The following is a 22,650-nucleotide window of genomic DNA, read 5'->3' as shown; positions in this document are numbered from 1 at the left end:
TTCCTATCTTTTGGTTAAACCCTCGACCTATTAGTAACCATCAACTCAGTACATTACTGTACTTACATCTTGGCCCTATCTACCTCGTAGTCTTCAAGGGGTCTTACTGTTTTCACATGAGATATCCCATCTTGAGGGGGGCTTCACGCTTAGATGCCTTCAGCGTTTATCCCTTCCCGACATAGCTACCCTGCCATGGAGTTACTCTCCAACAGGTACACCAGCGGTCAGTCCGTCCCGGTCCTCTCGTACTAAGGACGGCTCCTCTCAAATATCTTACGCCCACGCCGGATAGGGACCGAACTGTCTCACGACGTTCTGAACCCAGCTCGCGTACCGCTTTAATGGGCGAACAGCCCAACCCTTGGGACCTGCTACAGCCCCAGGATGCGATGAGCCGACATCGAGGTGCCAAACCACTCCGTCGATGTGAACTCTTGGGAGTGATAAGCCTGTTATCCCCAGGGTAGCTTTTATCCGTTGAGCGATGGCAATCCCACTTTATGCCACCGGATCACTAAGTCCTACTTTCGTACCTGCTCCACCCGTCGGTGTCGCAGTCAAGCTCCCTTCTGCCTTTGCACTCTTTGAATGGTTTCCGACCATTCTGAGGGAACCTTCGAGCGCCTCCGATACTCTTTCGGAGGCGACCGCCCCAGTCAAACTCCCCGTCTGGCATTGTCCCCCGGCCGGATAACGGCCGCAGGTTAGAAATCCAGCAATACAGGGGTGGTATCCCAACGGCGACTCTGCATAAACTGGCGTCCATGCTTCTTAGTCTCCCACCTATCCTGTACGAGTATTACCGAATCCCAGTACCAAACTGGAGTAAAGCTCCATGGGGTCTTTCCGTCCTGGCGCAGGTAACCAGCATCTTCACTGGTACTTCAATTTCACCGGGTGCATTGTTGAGACAGCGCTCAAATCATTACGCCTTTCGTGCGGGTCGGAACTTACCCGACAAGGAATTTCGCTACCTTAGGACCGTTATAGTTACGGCCGCCGTTTACCGGGGCTTCAATTCAAAGCTTCGTTTCCTGACTTCTCCTCTTAACCTTCCGGCACCGGGCAGGCGTCAGCCCATATACTTCACCTTGCGGTTTCGCATAGACCTGTGTTTTTGCTAAACAGTTGCTTGAGCCTTTTTTCTGCGACCACTGTTTCCAGTGGCACCCCTTCTCCCGAAGTTACGGGGTCATTTTGCCGAGTTCCTTAACAATGCTTCTCCCGCCGGCCTTAGGATTCTCTCCTCATCTACCTGTGTCGGTTTGCGGTACGGGTACATATAACACAATAGCGGCTTTTCTTGACGGCTCCCTAACCGACTTCCCTACTAATTTTCGGTACGCATCACGATTTCCCCTTGTATGGTGGGTTTTCCTCCCATACAGGTACTTCGCTTGCCCCGGTTTTTGTCCTCCCGGGTTCGGTTTTAGTCTCCGTGTCCCCACAGTTCTGATTATATGTAGTACAGGAATCTGTACCTGTTATCCATCGACTACGTCTTTCGACCTTGCCTTAGGCCCCGACTTACCCTGAGTAGATCAGCTTTACTCAGGAAACCTTAGATATTCGGCCAAGAGGATTCTCACCTCTTTCTCGCTACTCATTCCGGCATTCTCTCTTCTTATTACTCCACCATTCCTTACAGTATGACTTCTACGCTTCTAAGAATGCTCCTCTACCAATGTATTACTACATTCCCAGGCTTCGGTGTTGTGTTTAGCCCCGGACATTTTCGGCGCAGGACCTCTCGACTAGTGAGCTGTTACGCACTCTTTTAATGTATGGCTGCTTCTAAGCCAACATCCTAGCTGTCTTCGAAATCCCACATCCTTTTCCACTTAACACACACTTTGGGACCTTAGCCGTAGGTCTGGGCTCTTTCCCTTTTGACTACCCAACTTATCTCGTGTAGTCTGACTCCCGTCAATCATCTAGCCGGCATTCGGAGTTTGATATCTCTTGGTAGGCTTTGACGCCCCCGCAAAAATTCAGTGCTCTACCTCCGGTAGACTATAACGAGGCTAGTCCTAAAACTATTTCGAGGAGAACCAGCTATCTCCGGGTTCGATTGGAATTTCTCCCCTATCCACACCTCATCGCCACCCTTTTCAACGGATGTGCGTTCGGTCCTCCATTCACTTTTACGCGAACTTCAACCTGGACATGGATAGATCACCCGGTTTCGGGTCTACACATACTGACTTCATCGCCCTATTAAGACTTGGTTTCCCTTCGGCTCCGTATCTTTAATACTTAACCTCGCCTGTACATGTAACTCGCCGGACCGTTCTACAAAAAGTACGCGGTTCACCTTTCGGTGTTCCACAGTTTGTAAACATAGGGTTTCAGGTTCTTTTTCACTCCCCTCCCGGGGTTCTTTTCACCTTTCCTTCACAGTACTATACGCTATCGGTCACTGACTAGTATTTAGCCTTGGGGGGTGGTCCCCCCTGCTTCCCACAAGGTTTCTCGTGTCTCGTGGTACTCCGGATACTGCTGGATTCAATATATTTTCCCTTACACGGCTCTCACGCTCTTTGGCCCGCTTTTCCAAAACGGTTCAGGTAATATATCTTACTCGTATTGCAGTCCTCTACCCCGCAGTGCACGCACCACGGTTTGGGCTCTTACGATTTCGCTCGCCGCTACTTTCGCAATCACTGTTGTTTTCTTTTCCTCCGGCTACTTAGATGTTTCAGTTCACCGGGTTCCCCTCTGTACGTTATGTATTGGCGTACAGATACTTGGAGTTCTTCCAAGTGGTTTTCCCCATTCAGACATCTGCGGATCACTGAATATGTGCTTCTCCCCGCAGCTTTTCGCAGCTTGTCACGTCTTTCTTCGGCTGTCAGTGCCTAGGCATCCACCCTACGCTCTTTATGTTTAACCTCTTAAATCATATAGATTTAGTGTTTATGTATGACACTAGCGTGTATCATACACTATGTTTAAAAATTTATTTTTGTTATTTAAAATATTAATTACTTACAGCAATTAATACCTCGGATGTCTAATTATAAAATATTTATATAATTTCTCGTTTGGTATGCAGTTTTCAAGGTACATTTGAGCCAAAGATATTCTCTGGCGAGTCGATTTGTAAGTTCAAACTTCGCTCACGCTCGTTTTCACTAACAGCATCGACATGCCTACGACTAAACTCAAGCTTCGTTTACACTCGCTTTCGTTAAGTTCTCTGGCAATGGAGATGGAGAGATTCGAACTCTTGACCCCCTGCTTGCAAGGCAGGTGCTCTCCCAACTGAGCTACACCCCCGGTGTTGTAACACCATCATCTCGCTTCGCTCGATGAGGTGTACTTTTTCACTAAGATTCAAGCTTCGCTTCGCTCGCTTTCATCAAGTGAAAAATGCATTGGCATCCACCTACTCTCCCATACCGTCTCCAGTATAGTACCATCGGCCGACCAGGTCTTAACCATCGTGTTCGGAATGGGAACGGGTGTTTCCCCTAGACGCATCGACACCAATAATGTTTGATTTTAGTACCATTTTAATTTAGTACTAAACAGTACTCACAACCCTTACTTAAACCTTCATTAGGTAACACCATCATCTTATTCGATGAGTGGTAACACTATCTTCTTAGATGATAGGAAGTTCTATCATACTCACTTCGTTCGTATGAAGAACTACTTTTTCACTAGAATTCAAACTTCGCCTTCGGCTCGTTTTCATTAAGTGAAAAATGTATAGAAAGGAGGTGATCCAGCCGCACCTTCCGATACGGCTACCTTGTTACGACTTCACCCCAGTTATCCTCCCTGCCTTCGGCAGCTCCTTCCTTACGGTTAGGTCACTGACTTCGGGCATTGATGACTCCCATGGTGTGACGGGCGGTGTGTACAAGACCCGGGAACGTATTCACCGCAGCATTCTGATCTGCGATTACTAGCGATTCCAGCTTCATATAGTCGAGTTGCAGACTACAATCCGAACTGAGACGTTATTTTTGTGATTTGCTTGGCCTCGCGGCTTCGCTTCACTTTGTTTACGCCATTGTAGCACGTGTGTAGCCCAAATCATAAGGGGCATGATGATTTGACGTCATCCCCACCTTCCTCCGGATTATCTCCGGCTGTCTCGTCAGAGTGCCCATCTTACTGCTGGCTACTGACGACAAGGGTTGCGCTCGTTGCGGGACTTAACCCAACATCTCACGACACGAGCTGACGACAACCATGCACCACCTGTATCCCTTGTCCCGAAGGACTAGCTTCATTACAAAACTATTCAAGAGTATGTCAAGATTTGGTAAGGTTCTTCGCGTTGCTTCGAATTAAACCACATGCTCCACCGCTTGTGCGGGTCCCCGTCAATTCCTTTGAGTTTCATTCTTGCGAACGTACTCCCCAGGTGGAATACTTAATGCGTTTGCTTGCGGCACCGAAGAGTTTACCTCCCCGACACCAAGTATTCATCGTTTACTGCGTGGACTACCAGGGTATCTAATCCTGTTTGCTCCCCACGCCTTCGAGCCTCAACGTCAGTTGTCGTCCAGTAAGCCGCCTTCGCCTCCGGTGTTCCTCCTAATATCTACGCATTTCACCGCTACACTAGGAATTCCGCTTACCCCTCCGACACTCAAGCCAAACAGTTTCCAAAGCAATTCATGGGTTGAGCCCATGCATTTCACTTCAGACTTGCTTCGCCGTCTGCGCTCCCTTTACACCCAGTAAATCCGGATAACGCTTGCCCCCTACGTATTACCGCGGCTGCTGGCACGTAGTTAGCCGGGGCTTCTTAGTCAGGTACCGTCATTTTCTTCCCTGCTGATAGAGCTTTACATACCGAAATACTTCTTCACTCACGCGGCGTCGCTGGATCAGGGTTTCCCCCATTGTCCAATATTCCCCACTGCTGCCTCCCGTAGGAGTTTGGGCCGTGTCTCAGTCCCAATGTGGCCGTTCACCCTCTCAGGCCGGCTACCGATCGTCGCCTTGGTGAGCCTCTACCTCACCAACTAGCTAATCGGACGCGGATCCATCTTATACCTATAAATATTTTACCCCTGCACCATGCGGTGCTGTGGTCTTATGCGGTCTTAGCGGAAATTTCTCTCCGTTATCCCCCTGTATAAGGCAGGTTATCCACGCGTTACTCACCCGTCCGCCACTAAGTCTACCAAAATTCCACCCGAAGGCTTCCTTTTAGCAGCTTCGTTCGACTTGCATGTGTTAAGCACGCCGCCAGCGTTCATCCTGAGCCAGGATCAAACTCTCATATAAAAGTTTAATCTAGCCTGTCGCTAGCTTGCATCTGTTTTCACAGATCTACTGTTTTTTAAGGTTTTAAATTCTGTTCGAATCTAAACGTTGTTTTCTGAAACCTCATTACATAATCATATGTAACACCATCGTCTCGCTACGCTCGACGAGGTGCACTATTTTTCTAAACTCGAACTTCGCTTCGCTCGTTCTCGCCAAGAAAAATATGTGAATTTTCAGGGTTGTGTGTACTGTTTAATCTTAAATTATCATGGATCATTGTTTCACTGTCTCAAACAGCTTAATTATTATATCAAACTCATTTTATCTTGTCAATAACTTTTTTAAAGTTTTTTCAGATTATTTGAAGTTTGTGCTGCTCTTTTCAAACAACTCTGATATAATACCACCTATTCAATATCTTGTCAACAACAATTTAATTTATTTTTAAATTGTTCAGATATTCGAATTGAGTCATCTGCAAAAGCAGTGTGTTAATTATACGGTTTTCCTATTTCAAAGTCAAGCTATATTTAAAATTAATTGTAAAACTTATAAGCAAAATTATAGGCCCTATATTATAAAGTCCTGACATACCCTAAATAAAATTTGACTGCAGCTTAGATATTACTTTTATATCCAACGCTGCAGCCATATAAAAAGTAATTTACTACTCTTTCAAAAGATAATCGTTATTAAGGACTTTCATAGACAGCGGGCCTGCTATGGTATTTGAATACACCGCCTCTATAGGTCTTATTACAATACCTTCCTTATTCTTACCTGAAGCGTACTTTCCCTTTGCTCTTTCCAAAAGTTCATCAACGTTTTTATACTTAAACTCTTCTTCCACTTCCTCTATCGGAACCATATTTAAGCCAAGCACTTTACATATCTCCTCGGTCTTATATAGGGAAAGCCTTTTATTTGTGTTCATATCCGTTACTGTAAATACATACCACTCCGGTTCGGTCAGCTTCAACCTGTTTTTTTGAATGCCCGGTCCGCAAAATTCACCTTGAATAGCTATGTTGTCAAGATTATTTTCCTTTAATCTCTCTTCTATTCTATGCTTATGGGCATATTTCCACATAGCACATTTATCATCATCTGCATATTCATAATTTCTGCCGCATACGCCGAAATGTTCACCTCTTTTGTACATAGTTACACTGCAGCCGTCCATTTTGGTACTTATATAGTATCCCTTTACAGCTTTAAACTCTTCTATCAACTCCGGATATGACTGTACTCTAAGTTCATCGGTTTTTGAGATTTCACTTGGAAACTCCGCAATAACTGTACCGTCATTACTTACTCTCTCCTCTATCTCCCATTTTCTTATTCCAAGAAGCTCAGTTACATCATCTCCTATTTCATATTCACCTTCAGGAAGTATTTCTAAAGGTTGTACCAGACCCTGTGAAATCTGTCCTCTGAATTTCATGGTCTTCAGTCTGAATCCCTCTCCCATTATTTCATTCTCTTTAAAGCTGCTTGCCCGGAGGAATTCAAAGCGTTCACATACGGGAAGAAACGAATCCACTTCCATGTATACACATTTATCGCCTATGCTGAATTGATCTTTGTTTGCAACACATTGCCATCCCAATACATGTACACATTCTATCTTTTCGGCGCCTTCTATAGGCGTGATATTATGTACATACTGTATGGAGGCCAATTTTCTTTTTCCCATTTTTCACCTCAACAAAATAAAACTTTTTCTTTATACTCATTATAACAAAAATCAATCCGCTTTACATTATACCTGTAGTATACTCCCCTTTTCAGGCGGATATATCGGTGCAACAAGCTCAATACCTTGATTCATTTTCTTTATACATTCTAATATGTACTCCGATCTAAAGACTCCGCCTATATAGCTTAACTTTATTCTTTTGCCTGATTCAAAGTTTTTGCCTATTGCCTTTATATGCAAAGAAATCTCTTTGGCCGCAGCCAAAAAAATATCTCTCACACTCTCACTGTTCTCTACATACTTTGATGCGGCCGCTGCCAGCCCTGCAATTTTATCTCTTCTAAAGTCTGATGTAGCTATTATATTAATGCCGATATTATCAAAATAATCCGCCACAAGATCTGATATTATACTCTTATCCAACCTGCCGTCAGCTTCCTTTAACGCTCTTGATATAAGCGCCTTTCCTATGCTGTAGGCACTGCCCTCGTCACCGTATCTGTAGCCAAATCCTCCACACCTGAAGGTCTCATCACCTACCTTAGCCAAAGCAATGCTCCCTGTACCTGCAATCATAAGAATACCGTCTTCTCCGGCAAGAGCACCAAGCATTGCCGCATATGCATCCGAATAAAGCTTAAACTCATCAAAAACCGTACTGAATTCATCTTCCAGTTTTTTTCTGTAATCGGCGTTTATACCGTATCCGCCAAGCCCCGCCCCGACTTTCAAAACATAATCCCTGTCATTTATATTCGCAAGTAATTTTTCTTTAGCTGTGTTAAGAACAGATACGGCTTCTTTAAAGCTTGTCTGTGCCGGATGAATTGTAGCCATAGTGATTGATGCAATACTGTTCTTATCAGAGTCAAAGAGGTCAAACTTTGTCTTTGTTCCGCCGCCGTCTATCCCTATATAATAAGTTTTTGTCATTATACTTCCTCTATCTTTGCTTCCTTCATCGCAAACTTCTGCCACGGTCTGATATAATCCAAAAGGAACAACTCATCCTTATCAATATGACCCACTACCGAGCTCATACCTGAATTTTCCATATCGCTTAGAGCAATCTGCAACTCACCTGCATAATGGCCGTAGAGAGAACTCTCTATTATAATATCACCTCTTTTTATAGGTGCCGGATTTATCACCTCAAACTTTTCGCCCTTATACTTTACTCTGGAGGCGGTTGACCTTATAAAATTCTCAGATTTATCGCCTCTATTAAAATGCATCTCTTTAAGTACTATAGTCCTTTCAAGTTTTGGAAGTTCCGGCAATAACTCTACATCAAAGCATACTCTGTCAAGAGGTATACATTTAATCTTCTCAAGTTCCTCATCGCTCGGATAGCAGTTTGATATGATTATATCGTCAATATCTCCAAGGGCAATCATATGCTTAAGCTGCTTGTCAATGCCCATATTTCTATGCATCTCAAGACTTGGCAGGCCGAAATCGGTAGGCCAAGGTCCGAATGAACCTGTATTCCTCGTAGTTATAAATGCTGCAGTATTAAGCCCGTATTTTTTAAATCTGCCTGTACAACTCTTAAAAAAGTCCAGTCCGAGTCCGCTGTAATTATGCGGATAAAAGTTGTGACATCCGTAGAGATTGTACCTGTTCGGCTCATAATTCATTATGGTATCTATAGTTGACACATCATTTGACATATTTATCTCTATCTTAAGATCATATTCATTGAAAGTCATCAAAGACTCTTCAAGTCCTGTAAAGCCTATATCAAGTCTCAGACCGTCCGCACCTATCTCCTTAAAAAATCTCAGATCCTTATAAGAAATATCAAGCTTATCAAAAACAGCCGGTGATACATCGACTATTATTTCAAATCCCAATCTTTTTGCATACAGGTTAATCTCTCTAAAATCATTTATTATCTCTTCTTTTGATTTATTCACCGATAAAAGGCATGAGAAAATACGAGAAAAGCCGGAAGATCCGGCTTTCTTAATGTATTCAACAATATTTTCCACACTGTCTTTTTCAGGATAAATCGATATTCCAAGTCTACGCATAACTCTCCTTATCCCTATCTTTTTTATGCGGAAACTTCTCCGCTGTCCTCCTGCTTCTTCAAATCCGCATCATACTTATTGAAGAAAGGAAGGTAAATGAGTATTGACAATATTATCAACAGTACATTCAATATCAACGCTCTGATATCTCCGTTTGTTGCAAGGAACGCACCTATAGGTCCCGGCAAAGTCCACGGCACTGAAGCCACAACCCTGTTTACAAGTCCAAGCTCTGTTGCAATCCATGCGATTACGGCACAGATAATAGGATTGAGTACGAAAGGTATCAAAAGTACAGGGTTTAGAATGATCGGGCAACCGAAAATCATCGGCTCGTTGATGTTAAACAATGCAGGTACAAATGCTACCTTACCGAGTGTCTTGCCATACTGTGATCTTGATTTTAAAAGCAGTAAAATTGCAAGTCCGATAGTTGTTCCTGAACCTCCGATGTAAATAAACCACTGATAGAAAGGCTCCGGAGCGATATTAGGAATAGCTGCTCCTGCTGCAAATGCATTTGAGTTCTGCTCAAGAAGCATAAGCCAAACAGGTCTTGTAAGGCTTCCTACTACACTGCTTCCGTGTATACCGAAACACCAGAAGAATGAGTCAAGGAATGTAAGAAGCAATACTGAAGGTAGTGTATCTGCAACATTTACTATAGGTCTGATAATAGAACCTACGATATCATGAACCTTTATACCGAGCCACATTGTGACTGTTGAGAAAAGAAGAAGAATGATAACTGTAGGTGTAAGTGCCTCAAAACTTCTTGCAACCGATGCAGGAACCTGCTCAGGCATTCTGATTTTAAAGCCTGACTTCTGTGTGAATCTGTAGATTTCTACAGCGATAAATGCTGAAATAATACCTACAAACATACCGTCTGAACCGATATACGACATACCCAGGTGCCATCCTTCAGGAACAGCCTTGATATAATCCGCCAAAGCCTGATTGTTTGCAGCCAGGTTTGTAATTTCATCAGTTGCCTCAGGCAATGATACAGGTACAACTGTCAAAAGAAATGCAAGCTCTGAAAGAATGGCACCTGAAAGTCCGTCCAAATCATAGCTCTTTGCCAGTGAAAATCCGATTCCGAATACGGCATACAATGTCATAATATACATCGCCATACGATATGGAAGCAGAATTCTGCCTGCATTTGCCTTTATGAACTGTGCAATACCCCAGCTTGCCGGCATCTGGTTAGGTAAGAACGCAATTACAAGGAAAAGTGAACTTACTACTACGATAGGCAAAGTGGCGATAATACCGTCCCTTATAGCTCTTAAGTGCCTTTGCTCACTGAGCTTTGCCATTGGTGTACTTAGATTTTTATCTAAGAATGCAGCAATTTTGTCAAACATTTTAGTTTCCTCCTGTTAACCCTTTCATTTGTGTATAAAGCTTAGGTCCACCAAGCGGTGAATAAGCCATAGGTTCAATAAGTGCACACGGAATATTCTGTGCATCAGCTGCAGCCTTGATGTTGTCAAATCTGTGACGAATCTGCGGTGCAACCATTACACAATTCCAACCGTTCTTTACCTCATCATCAACAGCCTGAGTGCCGATTGCAAGAACATCAATGTCCTCACCATGCTTTGCAGCCTCTTTTTTCAAAGCGTTTACAGCGATTGTTGATGACATACCGCCTGAACAAACAAATAATACCTTCATATATCTCCTTCTTTCCAAATCTGATTTTGCTTTCTTTTTATATCAGATTTTATGTTTTTAATGTAAAATATTTTACCACATATCATAAGAATTTACTAAAATATTTTAAATCATTTTCAAACTATTTATTAGCTTTCAGTAACCGGGTCTTTGACAGTTTGTTTACATAAATAAGCTTCAAAAAAGTCTCACAACCCGCATATAGCCTATATTTCTTAGTTGAAAAATTTGTCAAAATTTTCGTTTTATTATATAGTATTTTATAGTATTGTGTGGTATAATAGGGGTTGGAGGTTCCCTATGAAAGTTACTACATCAAAATCAAAAAATGCTGAGTCATTCTATATTTCTAAAAGTTTCATTAATGACAAAGGTGTTAGCACCTCTGTTAATGTACGCAAACTTGGTACGCTTGCTGATTTATTAAAAAAGCACGGACCTACCAGAGATGATGTAATGGAATGGGCTCGTGCTGAGGCAAGACTTGAAACACAAAAATATAAAGAAGAAAAAACAGTAAATATTTCTTTTAACTCCAATAAAAGACTTCAACCTCAACAACAAGTCTTCTATCGTGGGGGATATCTGTTTTTGCAATACTTTTATTATAAACTTGGCTTGGATAAAGTTTGCAGAAAAATAAGGGATAAATATAGCTTCAAGTTTGATATCAACTCGATATTATCAGATTTGATTTACTCAAGAATACTTGAACCTTCCAGTAAACGCTCAAGTTATAAATGTGCACTGGACTTTTTGGAGCTGCCGTCTTACCAACTACATGACGTGTACCGTTCTTTAAATGTACTTGCTAAAGAATGTGACCTTATACAATCTGAAACTTATAAAAACAGCCACTTATTAGGAAAACGCAATGATAAGATTCTTTTTTATGATTGCACCAATTATTATTTTGAGATTGAAGATGAAGACGGAATTAAGAAATATGGCAAAAGTAAGGAACACAGACCAAACCCTATAGTACAAATGGGGATGTTTATGGATGGTGACAGCATTCCTCTTGCTTTTTCTCTATTTCCGGGTAATGCTAATGAGCAAACTTCTATTAAACCTCTTGAAGAAAAGATTTTAAACGAGTTTGACTGTCAAAAGTTTATTTACTGTAGCGATGCAGGACTCGGTTCGGAAAAAATAAGAAAATACAATCATATGGGCGAAAGAGCCTTTGTCGTTACACAATCTATAAAAAAGCTTAATGCACAAGATAGACAATGGGCTTTAGACACTAAAGGATTTAAACGTTTGTCTGATGATAAAGTAGTAGATTTATCAGAAATATCAAGGGATGATGAGGCTATATATTACAAAGATGCTCCGTATACGCCTAAAGATTTATCTCAGAGACTTATCATCACATATTCACCTAAATATGCCAAATACCAAAAAACTATTAGAGAAAAACAAGTTGACAGAGCTAAGCTAATGCTTGAAAAAGGTAGCATCAAAAAAGAAAGGCGAAATCCTAATGACCCTGCCAGGTTTATTAGTAGCCTTGCGGTGACTGATGATGGAGAAAAGGCAAATGTACATAACTTTCTTAATACAGATAAAATAGATGAAGAAACTAAGTATGACGGTATGTATGCTGTCTCAACAGACCTACTTGACGATAATGTAAGTGAAATACTAAGTATAAGTGAAAAGAGATGGCAAATCGAAGAGTGCTTTAGAATTATGAAAACCGAGTTTGAGGCAAGGCCTGTGTACTTACAAAGAGTTGACAGAATTACGGCTCACTTCTTAACTTGTTTTTTAGCATTGATTATTTACAGATATCTTGAGAAAGCTTTAGAACACAAATATACATGTGAAGAGATTCTAAAAACCTTAAAGGATTTTAATTTTGCGTATGTAAAAGAGCAAGGTTTTATACCGCTATATAAAAGAACGGAGCTTACAGATAAGCTACATGAGATTTGTCATTTTAATACAGATTTTGAATTTATAACAAAAAGTCAAATGAGAACAATTAAAAAACAAAGTAAGGGAAAATAAAATACTATTTTTTTAGTTTCAAAACGAAATGTAAATACCCTCCAAAGCCGCTAAAACAAAGGGTTTGAAGGGTATTTTATCTTTCAAAACTGTCAAAGACGGGATCATAAGAATTTACTAAAATATTTTAAATCATTTTCAAACTATTTATTAGCTTTCAGTAACTTCTTTATTGTGGCACTGACATTCAACTCATTATCCGAAAGTGTCTGTCTTGCCTTTATGGCATCCACACCTGCAAGTCCCATCACTATGGCCACCTTTACATCGTATCCGGATTCCTCCAAAAGTCTTTTTGAGTTTTCCTTATCTATGCCTGTAGCTTCACTTACTATATTGAGCGCTCTGACTCTAAGCTTTTCATTGGTTGTCGCAACATCTACCATAAGATTTTGGTATACCTTGCCGATTTTTACCATAGTTGTGGTGGAAATCATATTTAACACCATCTTCTGTGCCGTTCCGGCTTTCATCCTTGTAGAACCTGTCACAGCTTCGGCACCTACAACCACCTCTATAGGAGCATCTGCAAGTGCCGATATTTTTGCATTCTTTACACAACTTACAGCTACAGTTTTTGCTCCGAGACTTTTGGCATATTCCAAACCGCCTATTACATATGGTGTCCTGCCGCTTGCCGCAAGTCCTACCAAAGTATCTTTTTCACAAAGTCCCAGTTCCTTTAAATCATTTACGGCAAGTTCTTTTGAGTCCTCTGCACCCTCTACAGCCTTTCTCATCGCCTTATCTCCGCCCGCCATAATACCTATTACCATATCAAACGGTACACCGTATGTCGGAGGACATTCACTTGCATCAAGTATACCAAGTCTTCCGGAGGTGCCTGCACCTATATAAATAAGCCTTCCGCCTCTTTTTATACTGTCAACCGCAAACTCTACCGCCTTTCCTATCTCAGGAATGGCAGGTTTTACACAGTCGGCTATCTTTTCATCCTCTTGATTTATCTTTTCAATAATTTCTACAGCGGAAAGTTCGTCAAGATTCATCGTGTTAATATTTCTTCTCTCTGTATCCAAACTGTCAAGACTTAACACTGTTTTTCTCCTTTTCTATAAAATCCTTGTAGAATTTAAAACTCTTCTTTTTATATCTTTTATATGTACCGTTACCGAGGTTGTCGGCGTCCACATATACCACTCCGTATCTCTTTGTCATCTCAAGTGAACCGGCAGATACTATATCGACAATACCCCAAAGTAAATATGCCAGACATTCCACACCGTCATCTATGGCAAGCTTTATCTGCTCAAAGTGGTCGTTTAAATACTGTATTCTGTAGTCGTCATTTATGATATTGCCCTCTTCCAATACATCATTGTATCCGAAGCTGTTCTCTGTAATCATTACAGGCTTTTTATATCTGTCATAAATCTTGTTCATGGAAATTCTCATGCCCACAGGGTCAATCTGCCATCCCCACTCATTTGCTTTCAGATACGGATTCTTTGTACTTACCACAAGATTACCTGCAGTCTTTTCCATTTCCTCGGATGCGCACACATTTGACTGATAGTATGAAAATCCCACAAAATCTGCTGTATTGTTTTTCAGAAGTTCTTCATCTCCCGGTAAAAACTCCACCTTTACATTGTTATCTCTAAAGTACTTCTTCATATAGTAAGGATACTCGCCTGCCGCCAAAACATCTGTAAAGAACCACTGATTTACCTGTTCATACTGTAATGTCTTTAACTGGTCAAGCGGATTACATGAGTAACCGTAGTAGCAAAAGCATGCCGCCATACATCCGAATTTAACATTAAGCATCTTTCTTCCAAGTTCTATCACCTTTGCGGAAGCTATAAACTGATTGTGAAGTCCTGCAAATATATCGTTCAAATCATATCCGCTGCCGCCCAAGTTTTCGTCTCTTAGAAGTCCGAGACCGTTAAAAGGACTGAAAAAACCTGTATTTATCTCATTGAAAGGTACTACAAAATCAAGATACTCTCCGAACTTTTCAAATATAACCTTCGCGTACTTAAGGTACAAATCAACAAGTTTTCTGTTTTTCCATCCGCCGTATTTTTCCACCAAAGCAAGAGGAAGCGCATAATGTGTAAGACTCAGATATATCTTGATTCCCTTTGACTTAAGTTTCTTTAAAATATCTCCGTACATCTTAAGAGCATCTTCATTCGGTGTCTCCTCCTCACCTGTAGGAAATATTCTTGACCACGCAATTGAAATTCTGTATATATCTATTCCGAGCTCACTGAGGTACTCTATATCTTCATCTATATGTGAGAGTCCCTCACTGCCCTTTCTTCCCGGGAAAAAGTCTCCCTCCAAAGGATGTTTTGCCCTCTCTATATCGGCCTTTGTTAAAAGTCTTGTAGATGTGGTTGCGTTGTCCGTTCTTTTTACATATCTTCTGCAGTCCTGTGTATCAATACCTTTATTAAAAAGATCAAATCCGCCCTCATATTGACTTGAGGCGCTTGCACCTCCCCAAAGCATTCTCATTTTTTCACTTCCTTTATAAAATCAGTCTCTAAGTTTCTTAATCAAATCTCTTGTAGATTCGATATCATTAAGCACATCCGGATAATGTCTGTGTGTTATAGCCAGATAAATGGTATCCAAAAGTGTAAGTGTTGTATTACGGCTTGAAATAGCACCGAGTCTTAATTCTCTCTCATCATGCGGAACTCTCAAGGTGATATCACAAATCTTTGAAAGCTCGTTTCTTCCGTAACAACATATACCTACCGTCTTTGCACCGGCTTTTTTTGCAATCTCGGCAACAAGTACGGTCTCCTTTGTATTGCCGCTGTAGCTTACACAGACACAGGCATCTTCCTTCGTTATGAAGTTTAAGTTTACCAATTGCAAATGTATGTCGTTGTTAAAGACTACATCCTTACCGATCCTTGAAAGCTTATAATTGATATCATAACAAACAATACCGCTTGCACCGACTCCGAAAAGATACACTTTTTTTGCGGAGTCTATGGCGTCCACACTCTTTTCTATAAGCTCCAAATCCATAAGTGCGTACAGCCTTTCGATACTGTTTATCAGATTTCTCTTATTCTTTTCAACTATCTCACTTAGTCCGTCCTTTTGATGTATTATCTCATCCGTAATATCCGGCTTTTGTGAGTCCATATCCGCCGCAATCGCAAGCTTAAGCTGTTGAAGTCCGTCAAACTTCAATGTTTTTACAAATCTGATTACGGTAGCCGGAGAAGTATCTGTAGCAACCGCTATAGACTGCGTGCTCTCATTTATAGCATCCTTATAATTCTCTATAAAATAATCAGCCACTTTCTTTTCAGACTTTGTAAGTTTCCTATATTCCTCTTTTATTCGCAATACTATGTCCACGTACTACCCCCAATTATAGAATATAGTTATTTTATCTTTTTCTTCAGCTCCTCGATCTCAGCCTTCATATCATATATCGTTTTATAAAGTGAAACCATTTCCTCGGCCAACTCTTCGGCTACATTCGCCATAGTCAAGTGATCCTGTGAATGTATAAGAATAATGTTTACAGGAACAGGATCTCCACCTGCTTCCTGTGCAATCATATCGGTCTGAAGCTCATGTGCTTTTAGAAGTCTTTTGTTCGCCTCATTGATTTTTTCATTTGCCGAGTCAAACTTGCCGTCTCTTGCATCACATATCGCATCCATTGAATATCCCTTGCTGTCACCTGCAGTAGCAATTATTTCAAAAGAAACCTGATAATCTTCTTCTCTCATAAAATCTCCTACCATTCCAAAATAAAATATTGTTTCAAAAAATATTTTATTTAAAGAAATATTATTTCTAAGTGTATTTAATCACAATCCTGTTTAGATGTCAATATATTATATAATCTTTTATTAAAATATATTTAAATAAAAAAGTCACCTATGTTATGAGTAACTCATAACATAAGTGACAAATAATCAGTTTGTATATCCCATCAATGACTTGTCTACAGCCTTTGCCACGGCTCTTCCTTCAGCCATTGCCCATACAACAAGTGATTGACCTCTTCTTACATCTCCTGCCGCAAAAATATTCGGCCTTGATGTCTCATAATTTGTGTTGTCCGCCTTTACATTACCTCTTGCATCGGACTCCGCATCAAATGCCTTCTTTACATAATCCTGTGCACCTGTAAATCCTGCCGCAATCAACACCAAATCCGCTTTAAGCTCCTTTTCACTGCCTTCAACCGCAACCATATTCATTCTTCCGGTCTTTTCATCCTTTTGCTGCTGTAGTAAAACAGTGATAACCGACTTCACATGGCCCTTATCATCCGATAAAATTTCCTTTATTGTAGTAGTATAAACTCTCGGGTCATTACCGAATTTTGCGATTGCCTCTTCCTGTCCGTAATCCACATTAAAGACTTTCGGCCACTCAGGCCAAGGATTGCTTGCACTTCTTTGTTTTTCAGGCTTCGGCATCATCTCAAGCTGTACAACACTTGCCGCACCCAGTCTGATACTTGTTCCTACACAGTCATTACCTGTATCTCCGCCGCCTACAATAACAACATTCTTATCCTTCAGGCTTTGAAAGCTGAAATCATTACTTGCAATAAGCCTTTTACTGTCATAGTTTAAATCCATAAGCTTTTTACTTACTTCAGATAAGAAGTCCACCGCAAAATATATACCCTTTGCATCTCTGCCTTTAACGGCTAAATCTCTCGGCTGTGAAGCACCGCAGCAAAGTATAACCCTGTCAAACTTTTGCTCCAACTCCTTGGCGCTTATATCTACTCCTACATTTGTATTACAAATAAACTCAACTCCGGCATCTTCCAAAAGCTTTACTCTTCTGTCAATGATTCTCTTATCAAGCTTCATATTCGGAATACCGTATCTAAGCAATCCTCCGACTCTGTCATTGCGTTCAAATACAGTTACAAAATGACCTCTGCGATTTAATCTCTGTGCCGCTGCAAGCCCTGCAGGTCCGCTTCCGATTATTGCTATTTTCTTACCTGTACGTACACTCGGTACAGGCTCTTTTACCAAATCATTGTCAAAAGCATATTCTATAATCGCTCTCTCATTTTCTTTAGTTGAAACCGGCTCACCGTTTAAACTGCAGGTACAGGCCTTCTCACAAAGAGCCGGACATACCTTACATGTAAACTCTGCAAGTCCGTGAGTCTTTGCAAGCCTTTCATATGCCTGCTCCCATCTGCCTCTGTACACAAGGTCATTAAACTCAGGCACAAGATTGTGTAGAGGACAACCTGAGGTCATCCCCGCAATCGCCTCTCCGTACTGACAGAAAGGAACACCGCAGGCCATACATCTTGCTCCCTGTTCTTTCTGCTCCTCAAGTGAAAGAGTGCCATGGAACTCATCAAAGTTTTTTATTCTTTTATCTGCAGGAATACTCTCACCGTTCCTGCGCTTATATTCCAAAAATCCTGTTGTCTTTCCCATAATTACCCTTTCTTAATTATTACCGGTTGCGGCATAGAACGCCTCAATCTGTGCATCTTCACGGCTCATACCCTGCTCCTCATACATAACGGTAAGTCCCATCAGTTTTTTATAATCTTCAGGAATAATCTTCTTAAACTTTGACAAATTCTCATCAAAATTTGCCAAAATACTCTCCGCCTTCTTTGAGCCTGTATATTCAAAATGCTTTTCTATGATAGCCTTTAATTCTTCTCTGTCGGTCTTATTTTCCACCTTCTCCATCAAAACCATACCTTTGTTAAGATTTCTGTAGAGCTTATTGTCCTCATCATATACATAAGCGATACCTCCGCTCATACCTGCGGCAAAGTTCTTACCTGTACTTCCAAGTATAACCGCTCTACCGCCTGTCATATACTCACATCCGTGCTCACCTACACCTTCAACAACCGCAACTGCACCTGAATTTCTTACACAGAATCTCTCACCTGCCATACCTGCGATATAAGCCTCACCTGAAGTTGCACCGTAAAAGGCAACATTTCCTACAATGATATTCTCATGCGGATCATAACCTGCATTGCCTGGTGCTTTGACTACAATCTTTCCTCCGGAAAGTCCTTTTCCGAGATAGTCGTTTGCATCGCCTGTAATCTTTAATGTAAGCCCCTTCGGAATGAATGCACCGAAACTTTGTCCTCCTGCTCCGTTACACTCTATAGTTATAGTATCATCGCTAAGACCATCGTGGTGAACTCTTGTAAGTTGTGCTCCGAGCAGAGTTGCAAATGTTCTGTCGGTATTTGTTACATCTATAGAAAGCTTTGTCTTTTTTCCCTTTTCAATCGCCTCCAGGATTGATTTGTTCTTTAGCAGTACAGTTTCATCCTTTGTTGTATTAAGTTTAAAATCATACTCGGCACCCGGATCAAATGTTATATTTTCATCCGTTTCCTTATATAAAATACCGCTCAAATCAATTCTTGCAGCCTTACCTGTAAGTTCACTCTTTTTCTTTAACAAGTCCGTTCTTCCTACAAGCTCATCTACGGTTCTTACTCCAAGCTTTGCCATGTACTCACGAAGTTCCATCGCAATAAAACGCATAAAGTTCTCAACATACTCAGGCTTTCCGATAAATCTTTTTCTAAGAGTAGGGTTCTGTGTTGCTACGCCCATAGGACAGGTATCAAGATTACAAACCCTCATCATTACACATCCTAAAGTAACAAGAGGAGCTGTTGCAAAACCGAACTCCTCCGCACCGAGTATTGCCGCAATAGCCACATCCCTGCCCGACATAAGCTTTCCGTCAGTTTCAATAATAACTCTTTTTCTCAGTCCGTTTTTTATCAGTGTCTGATGTGTCTCGGCAAGTCCAAGCTCCCAAGGCAAACCTGCATTGTGAATTGAACTGAGCGGTGCTGCACCTGTTCCTCCGTCATATCCTGATATAAGCACTACCTGTGCGCCTGCCTTTGCAACTCCGGCAGCTATGGTTCCTACACCTGCCTCACTTACAAGCTTTACGGAAATCCTTGCTCTGTTATTGGCATTCTTTAAGTCATATATAAGCTGTGCCAAATCCTCAATTGAATAAATATCATGGTGTGGTGGCGGTGAAATCAGACTTACACCCGGTGTTGAATGTCTTGTCTTTGCAACCCACGGATAAACCTTCTTTGCAGGAAGATGTCCGCCTTCACCCGGCTTTGCTCCCTGTGCCAGCTTAATCTGAATTTCCTTTGCGGAAGTTAAATATCTGCTTGTAACTCCGAAACGACCTGACGCTACCTGCTTAATGGCTGAGCTTCTGTCATTTTTAGTGCCTGCCGATTCAAGTCTTTCATCAGACTCTCCTCCCTCACCGGAATTTGATTTTCCTTTAAGACGGTTCATGGCAACGGCCATTGCCTCATGAGCCTCCTGTGAAATGGAGCCGTAAGACATCGCACCTGTCTTAAATCTTCTTACTATACTGTCCACACTCTCAACTTCTTCAAGCTTTACTCCTTTTTCAGGGTAAACAAAATCCATTAAGCTGCGAAGATATCCGGTCTCTTCCTTGTCAACCATCTGTGTGTACTGCTTAAATTCTTCATAATTTCCGTCTCTTGTTGCCTTTTGCAACATATGGATTGTAGCAGGATTATATCTGTGTTCCTCTCCGCCTGAACGCATCTTGTGCATTCCTCTGCTTGCAATAGTCAAATCCGTATTCAAACCGAGCGGATCAAACGCCTTTGAGTGTTGCTCATCGGTTGCTCTTTCAATATCCTCAAGTGTAATTCCGTCTACCGGACTTACAACTCCTGTAAAGTATTTGTCAATAACATCCTTGGATATACCTATAGCTTCAAACATCTTACTGCCCTGATATGACTGTATTGTTGAAATTCCCATCTTTGAAGCAATCTTTACAATACCTGTGGAAACCGCCATATCATAGTCACTTACAGCCGCATAATAATCTTTTTCAAGCAAATCACTTGCACAAAGCTTTTCGATAGCTGCATGTGCCAAATACGGATTGACCGCACTTGCACCGAATCCGAGCAATGTTGCAAAGTGATGAACCACTCTCGGCTCTCCGGACTCCAATATGATTGACATTGCAGTTGCTTTCTTTGTCCTTACAAGATGTCCGTGCACCGCCGCTACAGCCAAAAGTGACGGAATAGCGACATGGTTTTCATCCACTCCTCTGTCTGAGAGAATAAGTATATTTGCTCCTTCTCTGTAAACCTTATCCACCTCGACAAAGAGATGATCAAGTACTCTCTCCATCGGAGTACTCTTATAATAGGTAATCGGTACCTGTGCCACCTTAAATCCCGGAGTTTTTATATTCCTGATACGCAATAAATCAAGGTCTGAAAGTATCGGATTGTCAAGTTTTAATACATTACAGTTTTTCGGCTGCTCACATAAAAGATTTCCGTTTTTTCCGAGATATACGGACATTGAAGTAACTATCTTCTCTCTGATAGAATCAATAGGCGGATTTGTAACCTGCGCAAAAAGCTGTTTAAAGTAACTGAATAAAGGCTGATACTCCTTTGAAAGTACCGCAAGCGGAGTATCCACACCCATTGCACCTACAAGCTCATTACCGGTCCTTGCCATTGCTTCAATCTCTTCAGTGTACTCCTCATAGTTATATCCGAAGGATTTCAACAATCTTTTAAAATCCTCATCTTCAAAATGTTTTACCTTTGCATTAGGCATCTTGATTTTATCCATTGTGAGCAGATTCATATCAAGCCACTCACCGTAAGGCTCTTTAGTAGCATATCTTTCTTTCAGTTCTTCATCTGTAAAGAGTCTTTTTTTCTTTGTATCTATAAGAAGAATTTTTCCCGGATGGAGTCTTTCTTTCTTTATTATCTTGCTTTCATCAATCGGCAAAACACCCACTTCGGAGCTGAGAATAAGTCTGTCATCATTTGTCAGATAGTAACGTGACGGCCTAAGTCCGTTTCTGTCAAGTATTGCCCCCATTACATCACCGTCCGAATAAAGTATTGATGCAGGACCGTCCCAAGGCTCCATCATTGTTGCATAATACTGATAGAAATCACGCACCTCCTGTGAAATCGTATCATTATGTGCCCAAGGCTCCGGAATCAGGATACTTGCTGCAAAAGGCAACTCCATCCCGGACATAACCAAAAATTCAAGTGTGTTGTCAAGCATTGCCGAGTCCGAACCCTCTGAAGATATTACAGGAAGTACACTTGTCATTGCTTCATCCGAGAAGTTTACACTTGACATTGTCTCCTCCCTTGCAAGCATCTTATCAACATTTCCTTTGATAGTGTTGATCTCACCGTTGTGAACAAGCATCCTGTTCGGATGTGCTCTCTCCCAGCTTGGATTTGTATTTGTAGAGAATCTTGAATGCACCATTGCAATTGCAGACTTGTAGTCCTTATCCTGCAAATCTTCAAAGAATGTTCTAAGCTGACCTACTAAGAACATTCCCTTGTATACAATAGTTCTGCAAGAAAGTGAAAGCACATATGTATGTGTACTGCTCTGTTCAAACTCACGGCGAACTATATAGAGCATACGGTCAAAATCTATATCTTCCTTTGCTTTTTTAGGTCTCTCTATAAATCCCTGACAGATTTCAGGCATACTCTCCAATGCCTTATTTCCAAGTACCGCCTTAACAACCGGAACCTTTCTCCATCCCAAAAATTTCAGACCGGCTTTTTTTGTAATAACCTCAAACATCTTTTGAGACTGTCTTTTTTGAAGCTCGTTTTGCGGAAAGAAGAACATACCTACAGCATAGCTTCTTGCCTCACCAAGCTCAATTTTTTCAAAAGCACATACCTTCTTAAAAAAATCATGTGGAATCTGAGTCAAAATTCCGACACCGTCACCTGTCTTTTCATCTGCATCTTTTCCGGCTCTATGCTCAAGATTTTCTACTATTTTCAAGGCGTCATCCACAAGAGCGTGTGTCTGATTTCCTTTAATATTTACAACAGCACCGATACCGCAGTTGTCATGCTCAAATTCGGCTCTGTATAATCCTTTGTTACAATTCAAAATATTT

Annotated in this window: 12 protein-coding genes, 1 tRNA gene and 3 rRNA genes; 1 reads left to right on the top strand and 15 read right to left on the bottom strand. The window is 41.2% G+C overall.

What is annotated here, in order from left to right:
- Nucleotides 1-10: 10 nt before the first annotated feature.
- The 9 genes from EHW90_RS04845 to EHW90_RS04805 all read right to left on the bottom strand — a co-directional run bounded on the left by EHW90_RS04845 (nucleotide 11) and on the right by EHW90_RS04805 (nucleotide 10,656).
- Nucleotides 11-2,895 (bottom strand): 23S ribosomal RNA (locus EHW90_RS04845).
- A gap of 314 nt (nucleotides 2,896-3,209) precedes the next feature.
- Nucleotides 3,210-3,282, bottom strand: a tRNA-Ala gene (locus EHW90_RS04840).
- A gap of 96 nt (nucleotides 3,283-3,378) precedes the next feature.
- Nucleotides 3,379-3,496: ribosomal RNA gene (gene rrf / locus EHW90_RS04835) — 5S ribosomal RNA — on the bottom strand.
- Between the two features lie 225 nt (nucleotides 3,497-3,721).
- Nucleotides 3,722-5,253 (bottom strand): 16S ribosomal RNA (locus EHW90_RS04830).
- Together the 16S, 23S and 5S rRNA genes with 1 tRNA gene alongside form the textbook arrangement of a ribosomal RNA operon.
- 649 nt (nucleotides 5,254-5,902) lie before the next feature.
- Nucleotides 5,903-6,931: an RNA ligase family protein gene (locus EHW90_RS04825; RefSeq protein WP_124951666.1), complete on the bottom strand. Its 1,029-nt coding sequence runs from the start codon at nucleotides 6,929-6,931 to the stop codon at nucleotides 5,903-5,905.
- Between the two features lie 66 nt (nucleotides 6,932-6,997).
- Nucleotides 6,998-7,867, bottom strand: coding sequence for an N-acetylglucosamine kinase (locus EHW90_RS04820; protein ID WP_124951664.1), 870 nt, complete (start codon nucleotides 7,865-7,867; stop codon nucleotides 6,998-7,000).
- Complete coding sequence (locus tag EHW90_RS04815) at nucleotides 7,867-8,970, bottom strand: DUF871 domain-containing protein (protein WP_124951662.1); 1,104 nt, start codon at nucleotides 8,968-8,970, stop codon at nucleotides 7,867-7,869. The genes EHW90_RS04820 and EHW90_RS04815 overlap by 1 nt, the downstream gene beginning before the upstream one ends.
- 23 nt (nucleotides 8,971-8,993) lie before the next feature.
- Nucleotides 8,994-10,343: a PTS sugar transporter subunit IIC gene (locus tag EHW90_RS04810; protein ID WP_124951660.1), complete on the bottom strand. Its 1,350-nt coding sequence runs from the start codon at nucleotides 10,341-10,343 to the stop codon at nucleotides 8,994-8,996.
- Between the two features lies 1 nt (nucleotide 10,344).
- The gene (locus tag EHW90_RS04805) at nucleotides 10,345-10,656 is read right to left on the bottom strand and encodes a PTS sugar transporter subunit IIB (RefSeq protein ID WP_009445530.1); all 312 of its coding nucleotides are present in this window, start codon (nucleotides 10,654-10,656) and stop codon (nucleotides 10,345-10,347) included.
- A 300-nt stretch (nucleotides 10,657-10,956) separates the two neighbouring features.
- Here EHW90_RS04805 and EHW90_RS04800 point away from each other — a divergent pair, with 300 nt between their 5' ends.
- On the top strand, nucleotides 10,957-12,672 hold the full coding sequence (locus tag EHW90_RS04800) for an IS1634 family transposase (protein ID WP_124951658.1): 1,716 nt from the start codon (nucleotides 10,957-10,959) through the stop codon (nucleotides 12,670-12,672).
- Nucleotides 12,673-12,815: 143 nt separating this feature from the next.
- On the opposite strand, the gene murQ is transcribed toward EHW90_RS04800, so the two are convergent.
- From murQ to gltB, 6 genes are all read right to left on the bottom strand, one after another.
- Nucleotides 12,816-13,730: an N-acetylmuramic acid 6-phosphate etherase gene (gene murQ / locus EHW90_RS04795; RefSeq protein WP_124951656.1), complete on the bottom strand. Its 915-nt coding sequence runs from the start codon at nucleotides 13,728-13,730 to the stop codon at nucleotides 12,816-12,818.
- Entirely contained in the window at nucleotides 13,717-15,162 is a 1,446-nt protein-coding gene (locus EHW90_RS04790; protein WP_124951654.1) for a glycoside hydrolase family 1 protein, read from the bottom strand. Before EHW90_RS04790 ends, murQ begins: the two co-directional genes overlap by 14 nt.
- Nucleotides 15,163-15,183: 21 nt before the next feature.
- Complete coding sequence (locus EHW90_RS04785) at nucleotides 15,184-16,026, bottom strand: MurR/RpiR family transcriptional regulator (protein ID WP_060931580.1); 843 nt, start codon at nucleotides 16,024-16,026, stop codon at nucleotides 15,184-15,186.
- Nucleotides 16,027-16,052: 26 nt separating this feature from the next.
- Nucleotides 16,053-16,406 (bottom strand): PTS lactose/cellobiose transporter subunit IIA, encoded by a 354-nt coding sequence (locus EHW90_RS04780; protein ID WP_060931579.1) that lies wholly within the window; start codon nucleotides 16,404-16,406, stop codon nucleotides 16,053-16,055.
- A gap of 189 nt (nucleotides 16,407-16,595) precedes the next feature.
- Nucleotides 16,596-18,101: a glutamate synthase subunit beta gene (locus EHW90_RS04775; protein ID WP_124951652.1), complete on the bottom strand. Its 1,506-nt coding sequence runs from the start codon at nucleotides 18,099-18,101 to the stop codon at nucleotides 16,596-16,598.
- Between the two features lie 12 nt (nucleotides 18,102-18,113).
- Nucleotides 18,114-22,643, bottom strand: a complete 4,530-nt coding sequence (gltB, locus tag EHW90_RS04770) for a glutamate synthase large subunit (protein ID WP_124951650.1) — start codon at nucleotides 22,641-22,643, stop codon at nucleotides 18,114-18,116.
- Between the last annotated feature and the right edge of the window lie 7 nt (nucleotides 22,644-22,650).

This window comes from Lachnoanaerobaculum orale (genome assembly GCF_003862485.1).
Classification (GTDB): Bacteria; Bacillota; Clostridia; order Lachnospirales; family Lachnospiraceae; genus Lachnoanaerobaculum; species Lachnoanaerobaculum orale.
Note: the sequence above shows the minus strand (reverse complement) of the source record. Positions and strands in the feature narration are given on the sequence as shown.

Coding starts and splice junctions, on each gene's coding strand:
- EHW90_RS04825 (WP_124951666.1), bottom strand. CDS start 6,931: ATGGGAAAAAGAAAATTGGCCTCCATACAGTATGTACATAATATCACG.
- EHW90_RS04820 (WP_124951664.1), bottom strand. CDS start 7,867: ATGACAAAAACTTATTATATAGGGATAGACGGCGGCGGAACAAAGACA.
- EHW90_RS04815 (WP_124951662.1), bottom strand. CDS start 8,970: ATGCGTAGACTTGGAATATCGATTTATCCTGAAAAAGACAGTGTGGAA.
- EHW90_RS04810 (WP_124951660.1), bottom strand. CDS start 10,343: ATGTTTGACAAAATTGCTGCATTCTTAGATAAAAATCTAAGTACACCA.
- EHW90_RS04805 (WP_009445530.1), bottom strand. CDS start 10,656: ATGAAGGTATTATTTGTTTGTTCAGGCGGTATGTCATCAACAATCGCT.
- EHW90_RS04800 (WP_124951658.1), top strand. CDS start 10,957: ATGAAAGTTACTACATCAAAATCAAAAAATGCTGAGTCATTCTATATT.
- EHW90_RS04790 (WP_124951654.1), bottom strand. CDS start 15,162: ATGAGAATGCTTTGGGGAGGTGCAAGCGCCTCAAGTCAATATGAGGGC.
- EHW90_RS04780 (WP_060931579.1), bottom strand. CDS start 16,406: ATGAGAGAAGAAGATTATCAGGTTTCTTTTGAAATAATTGCTACTGCA.
- EHW90_RS04775 (WP_124951652.1), bottom strand. CDS start 18,101: ATGGGAAAGACAACAGGATTTTTGGAATATAAGCGCAGGAACGGTGAG.